The organism is Azospirillum halopraeferens DSM 3675, from assembly GCF_000429625.1.
Lineage (GTDB): Bacteria > Pseudomonadota > Alphaproteobacteria > Azospirillales > Azospirillaceae > Azospirillum > Azospirillum halopraeferens.
Window position 1 is genome coordinate 346,072 of the sequence record NZ_AUCF01000004.1, and the last position, 16,755, is coordinate 362,826.

A 16,755-nucleotide genomic window follows, 5' to 3' on the forward strand; every position below is an offset into this window, starting at 1 on the left:
GCGGCCTCACCTGAGCTGGCACCGGCCGACCTCGATGGTGGCGAGATCGCGCCCCATCGTCGGCCCGGCGCCGGGCTGATTGGATTCGTGCAACGCGCGGAAGTCCAGGCGCAGCTCAATGCGCCGGCTTTCCTCCTTGGACTCCTTGGACGAGTTGAACGAGAAACCGCCGACCGAGAACAGGCGCCGGACATGAGCCATTTCGTCGTCGGTTAGGCTTGCTCGTCCCTCGGCGCCGGGCGTCAGCAGCGTGCAGACCACGCGCTGGGCCCTGCGGAGGCTGAGATCAAGGTTGAAGAGATAACTGCCGTCTGTGTCGGTGAAACCCTCGACGATCACGCGCTTGAACCACTTCTGGCCGAGCGCGCTGCGCGCTTCGGCCAGCACACGGGGGATGAAGCCGCGCAGGAGGTCGAGAGCCTCCGGAGTCAGGGCGTCGCTGCCGCTGGCAAAGCGGCCGACCTCGCCGAAGTCGATGGTCATGCGCTCGGTGCTGATATGGACCTGGGGAAAGTCGCGAGCGCTGTCCTTCAGCCGTTCGAGGATTTCGTTGATCTCCTGCTGACGTTGTCCGGCCGCTTTCTGGACGTCCCGAAGGTGCTGCGTCACCGTCAACAGGGCCACGGTCATCACCACAAGGAACAGCACCATGAGGGCCGACATGAGGTCGGAGAAGGAGATCCAGAAAGGCTTCTCAGCCTCGTCCGCCTTGCGCTTGCCGATGACGATGGGGCTGCCGATCATGGTTTATGCGAGCGCCTTCATGCGGGTGGTGAAGCCTGTCAGGACCGATTCCAGCTCCTGGATCTGACCGGAGATCATCTGAACCGCGTCGGCCAGGGAGGCATGGAACTCCCCGTGTGACCGGCGCATGTTGGTTGAGACGGCGTCGGCGAAGGAATCGAAGCCCTTTCGCAAGACCTCGTTGACGTTCTCCAGATACTCGCCAGTCTCCTGCTGCACCTGCTCGAAGTCGGTGACGATCCGCTGCATCGTCGCGACGAGCTCTCGGCTAACGCCGGCACGTTGGTCGGCATCCTGCACCAGCCCCTGAAGGGTCGCGGCCAGTCCCTGCAGAGCATCGCGGGTACCGTTGTAGGACGCGACGACGCTTTCCACTGCGCGGACGGATGCATCGAGGCTGCTCGATGCATCGACGATCCGGTTGAGTAGGTCGCCGGAGCGGTCGACGGTCGCCTCCATCCGCTCGCCCGCGCGGGTGAAACCATCGGCGGCCGAGCGCATCGTCTCCGCGCCTCGGTTCATGCCGTCGATAGCGCGTCCGGTGGCACCGTTCAGGGACTCGATGGCGTTTTGCATCGCCTGCACGGCGCGGCTGGAACCGGCCGCCAGTTCAGACAGGCGACGGTCCAGCGCCTCCAGAACCTCGGCCGTGCGCCGGGAGAGGGCGGCCTGCTGCTCGTCCATCGCTTGGGCTTGGCGTTTCTCCCGCTCCTCCGAGGCACGGAGGAACTCGCCCAGACGCTGGCTCATGGTGTCGAGGGTGGTCTTAAGCTGCGTTCCAACGGCCTCGGCTTGCTGCTTTTCGCGCTCCTGTGTTCCGTTAAGGAATTCGCCGAACCGTTCGGACATGAGGGCGAGAGTCGTCCGCAACTCCTCGTCGGCACGTTTCTGCGCAGCTCGGGCCTTTTCGTCGCTCGCCTGCTGCCATTGTTCGGCATGAGTGAACAGCTCGCGGACACGGCTTGCGTTCTCCTCATTCGCCACGCGGGCATTGGCGTTGACGTCGGCGGCCAGTTGGCCGAGCGTCTCGGCCAGCGCGGCCTGCCGCTTTTCGGCGTCCTCGAGCAGCCTGATGGCCTGGTCGGACGCCGACTGACCAATCTCTTCGGAGGCCTTGCGCATCGCGTCGGCGGCGGCCGCAAGGTTCTCGCGCAGGGCGGCCATGTCGTCCTGCGTGGCCTTGGTGGTTTCCTCGCGCTGGCGACGGATTTCGTCGAGCATCGCGCCCATGGCGGTCTGGATCGCCGAAAGGGCGCCGGTCGTCTGTTCCTGCACGGCTCCGTTGCTGTCGCTCACGCGCCGGCCCATCTCGTCTAGCGCCCGTGTCAGCGTTTCGGACAGGCTTGCCTGCCGCGCCTCCGCCTCCTGAAGAAGCCTGATCACCTGGTCGGAGGCCGACTGGCCGATCTCGCGGGTGGCTTCGCGCATGGCCTCGGCGGCGGCGGTCAGGCTCTCGCGGACGGTGGCGAGGTCGCGCTCCGTCGCCTGCGACGCCTCCTCGCGCTGTCGGCGGATCTCAACGAGCATTTCCTGCAGGGTCTGCCGCAGAGTGTCGAGCGTCGTCGCCATCTGCGCATGAAGGTCCTGTTGTCCCCCGGTCACCTGCTGGCGCATGTCGCGCACCGCGCTGATCAGCGCCTCGTTCATCTGGCGTTGGCGCTGTTCCGCCTCCGCCATCATGCGGGCCATCTGCTCGGTCATCTTCTCGCCGGCGTCACCGCTCGTCTTCTCCATACGCGCCAGCAGGTCGGCGAAGTTCCGCTGCATGCCATCGATCGCGCCGGTGGTGCCGGCCATCAGCCGCTGCAGCTCCATCATCTGGCCGCCGACCGTGCCGTCCAGCTTCTCCATGAAGGCGGCCATCAGATCACCGAGGATCTTGTGACTCGCCTCGCCGGCCTCGGTTTGCGCCTTGCCGACGGCGGCGGTGAGGGCTTGAATGGGTTCGTGCAAGCTTTCGCGGATGGCACCGCCGACGCTTCCGGCCACGCTCTCCCCATGCTGCCGGCCGGCTTCGATCTGACGATCGGTCAGTTCGGTGAGGAGTTGCCGGAGGTCGTCGACCAGACTGTCCTTGAGGTGACGCGTCTGCACCGCGCTTTCTTCCGCCGATTGCACCAAGCGGGCCAGGTACTCCTCTCCGGCGCCGGCGGCGTACAGGGCATCGATCGACTGCGCGATGTGCTCCACCACGCGGTAGCAGCCGGCCAGCAGGAGCTTCTCGATGCCGGTGATGAGCATGGCGACGAGAATGGCGGCGCCGGACGCGACGAAGGCTTCCTTCACCGCGTCCATGAGGTGGCTGATGCTGTCCTGCAGCCTTTCCGGCTCGAGCTGGACGTTGAACTGCGCAAGCCCGGTGACCAGCCCGTAGAAGGTGCCGATGATCCCGATTCCTGTCAGAATCCCGGGAAGGTGCTTGAAGAATTCGGTCCGCAGCGGTGTATCAACGAGCACCTGGGTGTTGAAGTACGCCTCGGCGGGGACCGTTGCTCGCACCGCGATGCGCCGCCGTTCTCCATCAATGACCTGGTACTGCTCGTGGAGGGTGTCCGCGTATTCGGACCATAGATGTATGAGCGTGCGCGACTGGCGCATGAGTGCGGCGACGTCTTCCGGCGCGACGTTGTTCCCCTGCTGCCGCTTCAGACGCTCGATGCGGCCCGGAAGCCGCCCCATCACAAATCGGAACCAGAGGCCCGGGAGCAGGTACCGGAACATGAACCACAGTGCCAGAACGGCAATCGTCGCAAGGATGATCCGGGGCGGAATGCCAATCTGGATGCCAAAGAGCGCCCACGGCGTATGCAGGAAGTGGTTCAGATACTCGCTCAACGCCTGCATCGATAATCCGTCCGCTCGGAGATGGCCGCTTCGGCCGATGTGGAGGCTGAAACTCTACCTAAAATTCCAGGAGTGCGCAGCGACAAACTAAAAGTGGCCTGTACAGATAACAATCGCCGCCGCAGGCCTTCCGCCCCGCAGCGTGCAACGTCCGAGTTGCAAGCGATCGGCCAGCTTTCCAGATGCCTGACGAATAGGGCCAACAGCATTGACGCGGCGCCCCTGTGGCATATACCGCTCGGTGCGCGAGGCCTGAATGATTCTGGGTCGGGACGCTGGCAGAGAGCGCCTGCAGGCACCAAATGGTTGCATTTCGATGGTTGTCGTGCGCAGACTCGTGGCGCCTCGTGCTCACCTTCTCCAGGGCCGCCTTGGATGCACGAAGCAGGGGGCAGACGGGATCGGAGGGTAGTGGTGTCGGATCGAGTCGGAAGTCCTGCCGCAGAGCGCCGGCGCACGGAGGACCGGTACACGCATCCGCGAGCCTCTGACATTCGAGAGGGGGGCGGATTGGGCTCGGCGTGTGCGGGAGCCACACCGGCCGTATCGGGCCAGAAGCGCGAAGGCTTCCTCGGCGGTCAAGAACGTGTCGGGCAGCTCTCGCACCAACTGAAGCGCGCAGCCACAGCGGCATCGCGGGCAATCGCCGCTGTAAATGGGGATTGCGCGGCCATGCTGGAGGTGATCAGCCGATTCGAGGCGGCGGTCGCGCTGGCCAGGATCGAATCCGAACCGGTGGAGGCAGACGCCGTACGTGCCGCATTGCACAGCTTTGCCGGGGACTACGAAGATCTCCGCGCCAAGCTCGATGGACTCGCTGAGCGGACGGCGGACGCACTCAAGGAGGCCTATGCCGATCTGGCACGCGACACCCGTTTTGTGACGGTTATGCTTTTCGGTCGGACACGCGCGGGCAAGAGCACGACGATGGAGGCGCTGACCGGTGGGGACGGTGCATCGATCGGTGTGGGGCGGCAGCATACGACCAAGGACATCCGGGCCTACTATTTCCCTCCGTCTGCCGATGGCGGCGTTCCGGACCGTCCCAGCCTGCGTATCGTCGACACGCCGGGGATCGAAGGATTCGACGGCGATGAGTTGGCCCGCGTAGCCGACACGTTCGTTGAACGCGCCGATCATATCCTCTTTCTATTGACGGACGACAAGGCAACGGCCAACGAACTGAAGCGTTTCGGAGAAATAAGAACCCAAGGGAAGGGGGTTACGGTCCTTCTGAACGTCAAAGCAAACGATCTTGAATTGTTGCTTGATTATCCTCAGTACGTCTTCAAAGCCGATGAGCTGGATGGGCACATTCGGCGGATCAGCGGCTATCTGCAGGCAAACCACCAGATTGCCGCGCCCGAGGTGATTCCGTTCCATGCTGATGCGGCCTGGAAGAGCCGGTCGGGCAAAGATCTTCCCGCGGGCCTATCGGATCGGGAAGGTCTGGCCCGCGCCAGCCGGATCGCCGACGTCGAGGCGCGCATTCTCCGTTTCATCACGCAGGAGGCAATCCCGGCTCGCATGCGCCAGCCCCGAGATCTGGTCCTAAGCCATTTGGGAGCGCTGAGAGAAGAGCTCCTTCCATACGCCCAAGGGTTCCGGGATCGTATGCGGTCCTTTGAAGAACTCGGCCGCCGGTTGGAGCGTGGGACAGAGAAGGCGCGGCGCCGAATCGCAAAGCGCTTTCCACTTTTGCGAGCCCGGTTCCAGAAGGCCAGCGATGCCGTTCCCGGCATGGTTGACGAACTCGTCGCCGCACGTGGCGACGGACGGCAACTCGATCAACGCTGGGCGGCGCTGCTCTCCGACCATGGCGTGTCGACCTGCGTGGAATGGTTCGTTGAGGCGGGACAGAAGGATTTCATCGCTGAAGTCGGCGAAGAGATGCGCGTGGCGGCCACGGATTTCCAGGTGTCGCGCGCCGACGGGCTCGATGACTTGTTGTCCGGTTATCATCAGAAGGACGAAGACGAGAGGCGTAATAAGTACGCCCGTGCAGCCGTCCGGACGGGGGCGGGGGTTGGCGGGGCGGCGTTGGCCACATGGGGCGTGGCGAACTTGTGGAATCCGACGGGCTGGGTTGCATTAATCGGCGCTGCCGTTGTGGTGGGCGCCGGGCTGGTAGCCGAGTCAGTCGCCCGGACGGCTACCGACGCTTGGGAACGGTCTTCCAAAAAGGATCTGTACACGCATCGAAGCGAGATCACGCGGAAACTGCAGGACCGACTCTGGGCGGACTACCGCTCCGCTCGTCAACGCTGCGATACGTGGTTGGACGAGACAAAGGAGCACTGGCTGAATACCGCGCAACTGACCGTACGGCCGGCCCGGCGGTCTGCGGAGATGCTCCACCGCGCCAGTGTGGAGGTGATCCGAGGCCTTGATGCCGTCGCCGAAAAGGTCGAGTCCGGACTGGTCGCGGAGATCCTTCACGACGTCGTCCCGGCTGTTGCGGACGGTCGGGTCGTCGTGAAGCGGGTGGTGCGTGAGGCCGGCGCCGCCACCAAGGTGCTGGTCGTGTCGGAGGACGGCACTACCGATCCCGTGGCCGTTTGCATCGGCGCGGGCGGCAGCCGGATACGGCAGGTGAGCGCATTCCTGGACACCGACGGCCAGGAGCGCCTTACCTTCGTCGATGCCGCAGCGCCGCTTGCCCAGCAGGTGGTGCAGGCTCTTGGTCTTCACCGCGTCCCTTCGGACGCAGTCGAGATAGCTGATGGGATGGCACGGGTTCACCTGCCTTCCACTGTGATTGGTCAGGCCATCGGCCACCACGGCGTCAACGTGCGGCTCGCCTCCCAACTGCTCGATTTGGACATCCGTATTGGAGATCGCCGATGAGTCTCGCCTACGCCCGGTATCACGATGCGTTGCGCCACCTTCTGGGGGACGCCGATGTCATGATCAGTCGGTCGGCCGCAGCGGATGCCGTCGACCTGCGGCAGCGCCTGGCGGAACAGCGTGCCCGTCTCGACACGCATGCGCCGCTGCGCATCGTCCTGATCGGTGAGTTCAGCGCCGGAAAGTCGTCCATCATTGCGGCCCTGACCGGCGCACATCTGAAGATCGATGCCGACGTTGCCACCGACAGCATCGCCGAGTATCCGTGGCGCGGCCTCGTCCTGGTGGACACGCCGGGCGTCCAGGCCCAGGTGTCCGACACCGACCACGACGCCATCGCCCGAGAGGCGACGGTGGGAGCCGACCTCGTCCTCTTCGTGATCACCAACGAACTGTTCAATCCCCGTCTCGCCGACCACCTCAGCTACATCCTGGCGGGTCAAGGGCTGGGACTGGCGGGGAAAACCTGCATTGTGGTGAACAAGATGGACCGCGAGTCCAATCCGGACGAGGTGATCCTGAGCGAGGTCGGCAAGGTGCTTGGACCTTATCCGGACGTTCCCGTGCATCTCTGCGCTGCATCGAAGTACCTGCAGGCGGCAGACGCCCCAGATGCCTTGCGGGGGCGGTTCCTCAGGCAGAGTCGGATGGACGAGATGATCGCCGCCCTGGACCGCTTCATTGCCGATTCCGGCACCGTCGGGCGCCTGTCCACACCTCTTTCCGTCGCGTCCGACATTTTGGACAGGCTGCAATCGGATCTCGGCATATCGGAGGACGATCAGAAACGGCTGGAACTGATCCGCCGCCGCCGGCGCGTGCTCGACACGCTGCAAGGACAACTGGCCAACATCCGCAAGACCTGGAAACAGGAGGCATATTCGGCGGTCATGTCCGCCGGCGACCGTGCGGTCAAGCAGTTGTCGGACATCTCCAATGCGGAGGATCTCGAGGCACTGTTCGAACTGGGCATGAAAGAGGCCGCGGGCCAGGTCGACACCCTGTACGACGGGGTTGAACGCGAAATGAGGGACGCGCTGCGCGAGGCCAGCGATGACCTTGCGGAGATCGGTGAAAGCCCGCTGGCGCAGGATGTGGCCCGTCTCGACGCGCGCGGCCAAGCGCGGGCCGGCGTCAGCTTTGATGGCACCCTGCCGTCGCAAAAGGACTATGTTCTGCGATTCGCCAAGAACGTGGGAAAGCCGCTGGAGCAGGGGCTGAACGCTATGGCCAAGAACGCTTCCGGGCTTCGGGACATCGTCTATCAGGTCGGCAAGACGCTGGGCGTGAGATTCCGCCCCTATGGGGCGGTGAATGCCGGCAAGACCCTGGCGAAGGTTGCCGGCGCAGCGGGCAAAGCGGTGCCTTTCCTGATGGTGGCGCTCGACTTCTATCTCCAGTACTCCGAGGAAAAGGCCAAGGAGGAGCGGGCACGCTACGCCGCCAGCCTGCGGGTCACCCTGAGGAACGCCTTTGCCGATCAGGCGAAGGTCGAGGCCGAAGCGTTGGAGGCGGTGGTCCTCACAGTGTCCCAAGGGCCGGTGCGGGCCGGGATCGAGGAACTGGACGCGGAGGCGGAGCGGATCGCCTGCCAGCGCAGCGAGCGGAAGGAACTGCAGCAGGAGATCGCTGCCCTGAGGCGCCGCTGCACGGCGTTGCGCGATGAACTCCTCGGTGGACCGGGTCTCGCGCAAGAGGCGGCCGCGACTCCGGCAGCACTGCCCGCCGGGGCCTGAGCCCGGCAAGGGAAGCCGGCGATGCAATCACTGTCGGTTGCATTGCCGGCTTGAGTTTGGCACGCTTGCGGCCCCGCCCTGCAGCGTTCCCGCCACCTCAGGACTCCCATGGCCGCTGGACTCGCCCCCCTGTTGACGCCCGGAATGCGGGTGCTGTGCCGTGATGCCGAGTGGCTGGTCACCAAGGCGGAGAGCCTGGATGCCGCGACGGGGTCGCAGATCGCCTACTGCCTGGGCGCGGACGAGATGGTGCGCGGGCACGAGGCGGCGTTCGTCACCGATCTCGACGACATCGTCCCCATCGACCCGCGGGACACCCGCCTGACCCGCGACACCAGCCATGGCTTCCAGAAGGCCAAGCTGTTCCTGGAGGCGCAGTTGCGCCAGATGCCGCTGACGGCCGCCCATCCCGACGTGGACGGCATCGGCGCCTTCCGACCGATGCCGTTCCAGGTCAAGGCGGTGGAGAAGGCGCTGCGGCAGATGCGGCCGCGGCTGCTGCTGGCCGACGCGGTGGGCCTGGGCAAGACGATCCAGGTCGGCATGATCCTGGCGGAGCTGATCCGCCGCGGCCGCGCCGCGCGCATCCTGGTGCTGGCCAAGAAGTCGATGCTGACCCAGTTCCAGGCGGAGCTGTGGAACCGCTTCGCCATCCCGCTGGTTCGCCTGGATTCCACCGGCCTGGCCCGGCTGCGGCTGCGCATCCCCGCCTCGAAGAACCCGTTCGAGGTCTACCACCGCGTCATCATCTCCATGGACACGCTGAAGGACGTGGGGCGCTACCGCCACTTCCTGGAGAACACCCGCTGGGACGTGGTGGTGATCGACGAGGCGCACAACGTCGCCGGCGCCACCAACCCGGACCGCAACTACAGCTACCGGCTGGCCCGCCTGCTGTCGCGCCGCGCCGACAGCATGATCCTGACCACCGCCACGCCCCACAACGGCCGCAAGGAGACGTTCGGCCGGCTGATCGCGCTGCTCGACCCCTCGGCCATTCCGGACCCGAAGTACCGGCAATACACGGCCGAGGACATCAAGCCCTTCTTCCTGATGCGCTTCAAGGAGGACATCCGGCACGAGGCCGGGGACAATTTCGCCGCCCGCCACGTCGTTCCGCTGGCCGAGACCACCGCCGATGCCGACGGGCGGGAGGAAGCGGTGTACACCCGCCTCGCCGGCCTGCGGCGCGAAGCGGCGGAAGGCGACCGCAACGCCATCGTCCGCTGGGGGCTGTACAAGAGCTTCCTGTCGAGCCCCGAGGCCTGCCGCTCGATGGTCGAGACCAGCCTGCGCACGCTCCAGCGCAAGCGGGGTGAGGAGGCGGACATCGCGGCGCTGGACGGGCTGCGGGGGGCACTGGAGACACTGTCCATCACGGACTCCACCCGCTTCCGCCTGCTGCTCGACCAGCTCCGCCGCGTCGGCTGGGACGGCGGTCCGGCCAGCCCCCGCGTCCTTCTGTTCACAGAAAGCCGGGTGACGCAGGAGGCGCTGACCCGCGCGCTCGCCGCCGCGTTCGGCCTGTCCTGGTCCGACCGGCAGGAGGAGCAGCCCGGCCAAGTGATGGCCGCCATCCACGGCGGCATGTCCGACGTGTGGCTGGGCCGGACGGTGGAGGCCTTCGGCACGGGCAACGCCGCGATGCGCCTCCTCGTCGCCACCAACGTCGCGTCGGAAGGCGTCAACCTGCACCACCACTGCTGGCACATCATCCACTACGACCTGCCGTGGTCGATCATCACGCTGATCCAGCGCAACGGCCGTATCGACCGCTTCGGCCAGACGCACAGGCCGGAAATCCGCTACCTCATGGTCCGCACGCAGGCCGGCGAGTTGCAGGGCGACGGCGCCATCTTCCAGCGCCTGATCGAGAAAGTGGAGGAGATCAACCGCACGGCGCGCAGCGGCGAGAGCGTGCTGAAGCTCTACGACGCCGACCAGGAAGAGACCTTCGTGGCCGAACGCGGCCTGCTGGCCGGCGACGCCGGCGTCTTCGACCGGGAGCCGCCGGCTGGCGCCAACACCGAGGCGGCCGAGGCCCAGTCCATGGAGGCGCTGCTGCGAAAGGCCTCCCTCGACGCCATGGACGAGCTGGCGGACCTGTTCGGCGATGACGACGGCGATGGCGAGCCCGCACCGACCGCGGTGCCGGAACCGGTTCCGGCGTCGGCCAGCCCCGGTGATGCCTCGCGCATCCGCCTCTATGACGAGGCCGCGTTCCTGGAGGAAGGCTACGCCTTCCTGGACCAGCAGAGCGACGACCGCACCTACCACCCCATCGAAAAGACGGGCAAGCAGATCGTCCTGATCCCGCCGGCCGACCTGCGTCGCCGCCTGGGAGACCCGGAGGCGGATCGCGCCGTGATCTTCGGCGCGACCGCCATCCCCGAGGAGGCGTGGACCGACGACCGCCGCTTCCGCCTGACCGTCGATCCCGACCGCGTCGATCTCGCCATCCGCGCCGCCCGCAACCTGCGCGGCCAGTGGAGCGAGGAGCTGCTGCTGACCGAACTGCACCCGGTCTCCCGCTGGCTGGCCGAGCGGCTGATGATGTTGATGCCCCGCGGCGAGGCGCCGATGATCGCCTCCCCCTACCTGCCGCAGGGGGACATGTGCTTCTGCTTCATCGGCCAGGTCAGCTCTCGCGCCGGAACGCCCTTGATCGTCGACGCCCACGCCGTGTCCATGTCCAAAGGTGGCGGTATGACCGTTCGCCCCCTGCGCGCCGCCCTTGATGCCGCCGGTTTCCACGACTTGGCCGATACCGGCAAGCGCGGGTCCATGCCCGAGCCACTGCTGCGCGGGTTCGTCAAAGGCGCGGTCGAGCGAAGCCTGGAGTACCTGTCCGACCGCCGGCGGGAGCGTCAGGCCGAGGTGAAGCCCCTGCTGGAGCGGGAGGAGCAGCGCCTGAACCGCTGGCTGACGCTGCGGCGCGATCGGATCGAGGAGGAGCTGGCGGAGCTGAGCCCCACCAGCGCGACCGCCATCAAGAAGCGCCAGGACCTGGAAGAGAGCGAGAAGTACGTGAAGGACCGGGCCCGGAACTGGAGGCAGGCCCATTTCGAGGCCGCCGACCACCCCACCACCCGCCTGATCCTCGCCATCGAGGGGGTCCGCTGATGCCGCTCGACACTGCCGTCAACAATGTGGGCGAGTACTACGCCGCCCATTACCTGGAGCACCAGTTCGTCAAGGACATCGCCGGTCCGGTCAAGGCGTGGCGGGAACTGGGCAGCCGCGGTGTGCCGAAGCGGCTCCAGGCGTTGGGTGACACCTATTTCAAGGCCAAGGCGCAGGCTCTCGACTACGATCAAACCGAACACCGCGCCGCCGCGGCGGAGCCGGAACTGGCCGGGTGGCACGACGCCCTGCTGCGCGCGCTGGGCTATGCCCCGGCACCGGAGTCCCTCGTCCTGGTGGCGGAACGGGCGGCGCTGCCCGTGCTGTGCCGGCTGACCCGCTATGGCAAGCCGTGGCTGGTGGCGGCCGAGACGCCCTTCTGCCTGCCCGACGCCGCCCTGCCGGCGGACTGGGGCAGCGAGGACCCGCTGGAGGAAGCGGTGCCCGCGGGCGCCGCCCCGGACGGCACGCGCCACCTGGAGGCCGCCTGGGGCGAGGCGGTCGGCCGCCTGCTGCGGGAGGAGGACAGCCCCCGCTGGGTGCTGCTTCTGTCGGGGTCGCTGATCCACCTGTTCGACCGCTCCACCTTCGCCCAGGGGCGCTGGCTGCGCGTCGACCTGGACGATGCCTTCGGCCGCAAGGAGGCCGCTTCGTTCGAGGCCATCGCCGCACTGCTGTCGGCCGAGACCCTGTGCCCGAACTCCGAATCCGCCACTGTCCTGCACGACACGCTGGAGGGGCAGAGCCACAAGTTCACCCACGGCGTCTCTGCCAAGCTGCAGGGTGCCGTGCGCCGCGCCATCGAGGAGGTGTGCAACGGCTGGGTCGACCACCGCCGGGCGCGCAAGCTGTCCTACAAGACCCTGGCACAGGGCGAGCCGGACCTGCCCGGCGGCGTGCGCGAGGTGACGGCCGACCAGCTCCGCGACGAGGCGCTGGTCTTCGTCTACCGCATCCTGTTCTGCCTCTACGCCGAGGCGCGCGGCGGCGAACTGGGCATCCTGCCCATCAACGACGACGTCTACCGTCTGGGCTACAGCCTGGAGGCGCTGCGCGATCTTGCCGACGCCGGCGAGATGCCGATGCAGGCTGAGAACGGCACCTATTACCACACGCACCTGAAGACGCTGTTCCGCCTGATCCACCAGGGCTTCCAGCCGAACCGCGCACCGGCGGCGGTCGACGCGGCCCAGCCGTGGGCGCCGGTGAAACCGGAACAGCTCCAGATGTTCACCAACGGTCCGGCGGCTCCCCGCCAGCTCCGCCTCGATCAGGCCGGGCGCAAGGTGATGGAGAGCGACGAGGGGCTGGCCGGCGCCTTCGTCGTCCGGCCCCTGACCGCCACCCTGTTCGACCCCGGCGCCACGCCGCTGCTGGACCGCGCCGAACTGCCGAACATCCGCCTGCAGCGGGTGATCCGTGAACTCAGCCTCGGCGCCGACGAGAAGGGCAAGTCCATCGGCCGCATCAACTACGCGGAGCTGGGCATCGTCCAGCTCGGCGCCGTCTATGAAGGGCTGCTGTCCTACAGCGGCTTCTTCGCGACCGAACGATTGATCCAGGTGCACCGCGCGCTGGACAAGAAGCGCGCCGCCGGACCCGCCGACGATGAGGGGGGCGATGCGGAGGAGACGGAGGACGCCGAGGCCCTCGACGACACCAGCGAGGACTGGGCCGAGGAGGAGACCGGGGATGATGCGGCGGACGCCGCCGCCGGAGAGGCCGCCGGCACCCTGGCCCGCGCCGCGGACGGCGGCACCAAGGTCGTCTACGACGACGACATCCCCGCCGACGTCCAGACCTGGTTCGTCCCGGAATCGCGCGCCGGCGAGTTCCGCGAGGGCGAGATCGTGGTGGAGCGGCGCAGCCGCCGCCCGCGCGTCTATCTGCCCGGCGAGTTCATCCTGCGCCTGACGGGCGTGGACCGCGCCAACTCCGCCTCCTACTACACGCCGGAGGTGCTGACCCGCTGCCTTGTGCGCGAGGTGCTGAACGAGCGGCTGAAGGGCTTCGGCCCGGCCGACGCCGACCGCATCCTGGAGCTGACGGTGTGCGAGCCCGCCATGGGCTCCGCCGCCTTCATCAACGAGATGTGCGACCAGCTCGCCCACGCCTACCTGCGCCTGAAGCAGGAGCAGACCGGCCGCACCATCGAGCCTGGCCGCTACGACGACGAACTGCGGCGGGTGAAGCACTACATCGCCACCCGCAACGTCTACGGCGTCGACCTGAACCCCACGGCGGTGGAACTGGGCGGCCTGTCCCTGTGGCTGGGCAGCATGCACCGCCTGCTGGTCCGCAAGGGGGAGGGCGCCCAACCCGACGTCTACCGCGTCGGCGCCGTTCCCTGGTTCGGCCTGCGCCTGCGCACCGGCAACAGCCTGATCGGCGCCCGGCGCGCTGTGTGGACCAGCGATCAGCTCCGCGACGGCGACCACTACGGCAAGGACGCCGCGGCCCCGCGCACGCTCAAGCCCGGCGAGGCCCGCGCGGCCAACGAGATCTACCACTTCCTGGTCTGGGACGAGGACATGGTTCCGGCCTGCCGGGACAAGCTGATGAAGTCCTTCTGGCCGGCCGAGTGCAAGCTGGGCACCGACTGGACGAAGAAACAGGTCAAGAAGACGTGGAACGAGGTGGACATCGCCGCCGCCAAGGCGATCAGCGCCGCCATCGACGATCTGTGGGCGCAGTACGCGCGCGACCGCGCCGCCGCGCTGAAGGCCACCGCCTGCACCGCCAGCGTCTGGCCCACCCCGTCCGACAGCGACGAGGCCCTGCGCCCCGGACCGACCCTGGACCGGCAGGAGGAGATCCGCCGCACCCTGGAGAAAACCTCCGGCGCGTTCCAGCGCCTGCGGCTGATCATGGACACGTGGTGCGCCTTCTATTTCTGGCCCATCGCGCAGACCGACGAGCTGCCGACGCGCGAGGCCTGGCTGGCTGGCCTGAAGATCCTCTGCGGCGTCGATGTGGGCAACGCGCACGCCCGCGGTCTGCTGGCGATCCAGTTGGGCTTCCAGATAGCGCCGGAGGCGCTGTTCGAGGCGGCCCAGGGCGAATTGCCCGACGTGGCGCAGCTTTGTCAGGCCATGCCCTGCCTTCTGGTGGGCCATGACCTATCGGAGCGCCAGCACTTCCACCACTGGGAACTGATCTTCACCGAACTGCTGGGCCCGGCCGTGGAGGGCCTGCCCGTCCCGCGCGGCATCGACCTGATGGCCGGCAACCCGCCCTGGATCAAGGTGGGGTGGAACGACGCGCCGCTGCTCCAGGAATTCGACCCGGCGCTGGGCGTGAGCGGCGCCAAGAGCGCTGCGCTGAAGCGCGCCCGGCCGGAGTTGCTGAAGAGCGAGGAGCGGAAGGTCGATTACCGTGCCGTGTTTGAGGCGGGCGAAGGCGTGTCGGCCTTCCTGAACGACCGCACGCTCTACCCGTATTTGGCCGGGGTGCAGACGAACCTGTACAAGAACTTCATCGAGAAGAGCTGGGACCTGCTGGGCGACGAGGGCGTGGCCGGACTTATCCATCAGGAAGGTGTTTTTGATGATCCCGACGGCGGAAAATTTCGAGAAGCCTACTATAGGCGGTTAAGGGGGCATTATCAGTTTGAGAACCAAATGAATCTGTTTGAAGGGACGAACGACCACGGAAGAATGAAGTTTAGCCTAAACGTGTTCTCTGGAGCTTCTGGTGAAATTGAGTTTAGTTGCATATTCAATCTCTTTCATCCCCATACGCTGGAAAAATGTCGGGCACCTTCACAGGTGGGCACGCTTCTTCCGGGCATAAAAGATGACCTGAATAGGTGGAATACAGAAGGCCATCCGGCTCGGGTCATAACTATCACAGAGGCTGCTCTTAAGAAAATTGCCCCCCTGTTCGAGGAGTTTGGGAGTCCGGTGACTCATGCCCGACTTCCGCAGGTGCATGGGAAGCCACTGCTATCCGTATTGGAGAAAGTGGGGAAATGCGAAAGGAGGCTTGGCTCTATTTTCGGGGGCTATCATCCCACTGTAATGTTTGAGGAAGGTAAGGCCCAAAATCTTGGAATTCTTCATGCGTGCAGGAACGGCACGAAGGCGCCAGCGACTTTGGATCAGCTTGTTGTTGCGGGTCCACACTTCCATATTGGGCGGCCTTGGAACAAATCGCCGCGGCTGATCTGCAACCAGCCGAGTCACTATGACGACGTGGATTTAATAGAATTGGAAGAAGATTATATTCCGCGAACGATATATAGGCCAGGCGATGAGGATGGAGATTGTTCCGTCTTCAACCAAAGCATTGGATTCTGGCCTGAGCAAACTCTTCCAGGGTTTTGGCCAATTGAAGAGGGTGAGGCTCCCTACTGGGAGGACCTCTGCGGAGAGGAAATTGTCCTGCATTCGATGGATCGAAATCAACCTGGCACCGCGTCAGCGCGCAAATACGCCTTTTTCTCTGTCGCAAAAGGGGATGTGCTGGGGGCTATAAATTGGCTTTTGCACTCCAGTCAAAAAACTACTTCCATCGAGTTCAGCAACAGGTTCGGTGACGTTTGCCTGAAGCAGGGCCGCCCTACGTCCGAAGATTTTGCGCTCATGCCAAAACCTAAAACCACCTATTTTCGACACGTAAACCGTCGCAAGGCTAAGCCATCCGATTCTCGAACATTCATTTCGACAATTATACCTCCTGGGCCGACACATGTTGATTCGGTTTACTCCATCGCGTTTTCCGATGAGAGAAACCTCCTAATTTTCAATGGTGGATGCACCTCCATAATTTACGACGCGATATGCCGCCAAACTGGCAAGGAGGACTTTCGGCACGACGTGGTTTCGATCCTGCCGCTACTTTCAGGTTCCGCGGCTGAAGCAATTCTTGCTCGTTCTCTTCGCCTTGCTGCGGTAACCGTCCACTATGCGCCGCTCTGGGAGCGCAACTTCAGCGAGCGAATGCGTGAGGATGGCTGGGCCTATGGTGAACCGCGCCTTGTGCATGAGCATGAGCTTCGCTGGGCCGACCTTCCGACACAATGGGAGCGTGGCTGCGCATTGCGAAGTGACTATGCACGGCGGCAGGCTCTGCTTGAGATCGACGCGCTGGTGGCGCAGGCGCTGGATCTAACCGTAGACGATCTTTTGACTATCTACCGTGTTCAGTTTCCAAAAATTCGCCAGTACGAGAACGCCGACGAGTACGACGCGCGCGGGCGCCGCCTGCCCAACACCGTGCGCAAGGACGCCGGCGCCAAGGAACTGCGCGCTGCCCGCCAGGGGCACGACGGGGTGAGCCCGATCACCGTCTCCTGGCCCGTGGACAACGGCAACGCCACGGTGACCAAGACCTTCCACCCGCCCTTCACCAAGGTGGACCGGGAGGACGATTACCGCCGCGCCTGGGCCGCCTTCGAGGCCCGGTTCGGCGTCGCCACGTCCGAAGCACCCTTAACCGCCGCCGATGCGGAGGACTGACG

At 65.6% G+C, this 16,755-nt stretch carries 6 protein-coding genes; 4 read left to right on the forward strand and 2 right to left on the reverse strand.

Annotation, left to right across the window (positions count from 1 at the left end):
* Positions 1 to 6: 6 nt before the first annotated feature.
* Both G472_RS0105250 and zorA read right to left on the reverse strand, forming a co-directional pair.
* Positions 7 to 744 (reverse strand): OmpA/MotB family protein, encoded by a 738-nt coding sequence (locus G472_RS0105250; RefSeq protein WP_029007529.1) that lies wholly within the window; start codon positions 742 to 744, stop codon positions 7 to 9.
* 3 nt (positions 745 to 747) lie between these two features.
* Entirely contained in the window at positions 748 to 3,588 is a 2,841-nt protein-coding gene (gene zorA / locus G472_RS36780; protein ID WP_051340451.1) for an anti-phage ZorAB system protein ZorA, read from the reverse strand.
* 672 nt (positions 3,589 to 4,260) lie between these two features.
* On the opposite strand from zorA, the gene G472_RS0105265 reads away from it, so the two are divergent.
* The 4 genes from G472_RS0105265 to G472_RS31420 all read left to right on the forward strand — a co-directional run bounded on the left by G472_RS0105265 (position 4,261) and on the right by G472_RS31420 (position 16,753).
* Positions 4,261 to 6,435, forward strand: coding sequence for a GTPase (locus G472_RS0105265; RefSeq protein ID WP_029007530.1), 2,175 nt, complete (start codon positions 4,261 to 4,263; stop codon positions 6,433 to 6,435).
* Complete coding sequence (locus G472_RS0105270) at positions 6,432 to 8,171, forward strand: GTPase (RefSeq protein WP_029007531.1); 1,740 nt, start codon at positions 6,432 to 6,434, stop codon at positions 8,169 to 8,171. The genes G472_RS0105265 and G472_RS0105270 overlap by 4 nt, the downstream gene beginning before the upstream one ends.
* Before the next feature lie 108 nt (positions 8,172 to 8,279).
* On the forward strand, positions 8,280 to 11,294 hold the full coding sequence (locus G472_RS0105275; RefSeq protein ID WP_211100142.1) for a DEAD/DEAH box helicase: 3,015 nt from the start codon (positions 8,280 to 8,282) through the stop codon (positions 11,292 to 11,294).
* On the forward strand, positions 11,294 to 16,753 hold the full coding sequence (locus G472_RS31420) for a DNA methyltransferase family protein (RefSeq protein WP_051340452.1): 5,460 nt from the start codon (positions 11,294 to 11,296) through the stop codon (positions 16,751 to 16,753). Before G472_RS0105275 ends, G472_RS31420 begins: the two co-directional genes overlap by 1 nt.
* Positions 16,754 to 16,755: the final 2 nt, after the last annotated feature.

What these genes read in the sequence shown, in the direction of transcription:
- G472_RS31420 (WP_051340452.1), top strand. Translation starts at nt 11,294, where the DNA reads ATGCCGCTCGACACTGCCGTCAACAATGTGGGCGAGTACTACGCCGCC.
- G472_RS0105265 (WP_029007530.1), top strand. Translation starts at nt 4,261, where the DNA reads ATGCTGGAGGTGATCAGCCGATTCGAGGCGGCGGTCGCGCTGGCCAGG.
- G472_RS0105270 (WP_029007531.1), top strand. Translation starts at nt 6,432, where the DNA reads ATGAGTCTCGCCTACGCCCGGTATCACGATGCGTTGCGCCACCTTCTG.
- G472_RS0105250 (WP_029007529.1), bottom strand. Translation starts at nt 744, where the DNA reads ATGATCGGCAGCCCCATCGTCATCGGCAAGCGCAAGGCGGACGAGGCT.
- zorA (WP_051340451.1), bottom strand. Translation starts at nt 3,588, where the DNA reads ATGCAGGCGTTGAGCGAGTATCTGAACCACTTCCTGCATACGCCGTGG.
- G472_RS0105275 (WP_211100142.1), top strand. Translation starts at nt 8,280, where the DNA reads ATGGCCGCTGGACTCGCCCCCCTGTTGACGCCCGGAATGCGGGTGCTG.